This window comes from Paraburkholderia sp. RL18-101-BIB-B (assembly GCF_046026985.1).
Taxonomy (GTDB): domain Bacteria; phylum Pseudomonadota; class Gammaproteobacteria; order Burkholderiales; family Burkholderiaceae; genus Paraburkholderia.
Genome location: NZ_JARESV010000158.1, coordinates 1 through 1233 on the forward strand (window position 1 = coordinate 1; position 1233 = coordinate 1233).

Here is a 1233-nt window from a genome sequence, read left to right on the forward strand (position 1 = left end):
TGGTTTCGGCGTAACCGACGAGATCGAAAAGCTTGACCGTCTGAAATCGGCAGGGGCCATTTCGGAAGCGGAATATTCGCGCCTGCGAGCCCGGCTCGTGCAGTAGTCAGGGTTTACGGGTCGACCCGAAGATCCTCTGCCTGGCGGGCGCGGGCCTGGAACCGACCCTTGCCCGCGCCCTCCGCTATTGCGAGACCTGGTAGATCATGGGCCCTTGGCGGTACGGACGGGGAAATGACCCGGCCCAGTATCCCGCCCGGTAGACCGGATAGGCAATGGGACTGGCAACGGCGACGACCGGCTGCACCACGGCCTGAACCGGGTATTCCTGCACCTCCTCCTGGGGATAGACCGGAACGTACTGGACAGCCGGTGGAGGGGGCGCTGCATAGGCCTGTTGCACGTACACCGGCTGCGGATAGTTCGACGGACCGCTTTCAAAAACCGGCGCTTGCGCATAGACGGGCGCCTGCTGGTAACGCGTCGGCGGTGGCGCGTACTGCGGCTGCTGCGCAACCATCTGATACCCGGGCTGGGCCGGCAATGCGCGCTGGGCGACGTGCGGTTGGGGGACGGGGACGGGCGCCTGCAAGGCCTCGTCGTCTGGCATGGCGGGCGGGAGCGGCGGCACATCGTGCGACTGGACCTGCTTAGCCGGACTCTTCAACTGATCCCGCAAAGAAGCGTACGTCTCGGCGTCCTCCTTCGCCCGAGCAACGTATCCACTATGGTAGGCATTGCTCAGGTCTTTCTGACGTGCCTGGTTTTCCTCATCGGCGGTCATACGTTCGTCACCGGGGTCGAGCGATGCATCCGTCCCGCCGTTGTCATAAGCGGACTTCGGACCATCGGCCCATGCTGGAATGGATTGCAGCGATGGCGCAAAAGCCACCGAAGCAACTGCAATGCCTAACAACGATTTAATTTTCATGGTTTCACCTCGCAGCTAGAGAGAAATGGAAGCGCTCCAGCCACCTCCCGGTGGGCCTCGTGCCGATACGCAACGTCGTGCGGCGCACCAGAAGGCGACTTCCTCGTGCCTGCACAGCGCTGGCTGGTAGTCCTGACTTTTGAGCATTTCCCGGCCTCTTTCAGAACGGCGCAGTCTGGCTAACTAATGGATTAGCGGTCGCAAACCGTCCGTAAATGGCGCTTAACAGGGCCGCGGCGCTAACATTCACATTTCGCCAATCGCAACACGGCTATCCATTTCTCATTTGCAGCTGCTTCCTT

General features: G+C 61.6%; 2 protein-coding genes. One reads left to right on the forward strand and one right to left on the reverse strand.

Annotated elements, in window-relative coordinates; all coding sequences use genetic code 11:
• Positions 1 to 22 precede the first annotated feature (22 nt).
• Positions 23 to 106, forward strand: a complete 84-nt coding sequence (locus P0D73_RS46455) for an SHOCT domain-containing protein (protein ID WP_408321337.1) — start codon at positions 23 to 25, stop codon at positions 104 to 106.
• Positions 107 to 184: 78 nt separating this feature from the next.
• On the opposite strand, the gene P0D73_RS46460 is transcribed toward P0D73_RS46455, so the two are convergent.
• Complete coding sequence (locus tag P0D73_RS46460; protein WP_132378149.1) at positions 185 to 931, reverse strand: hypothetical protein; 747 nt, start codon at positions 929 to 931, stop codon at positions 185 to 187.
• Positions 932 to 1233 lie beyond the last annotated feature (302 nt).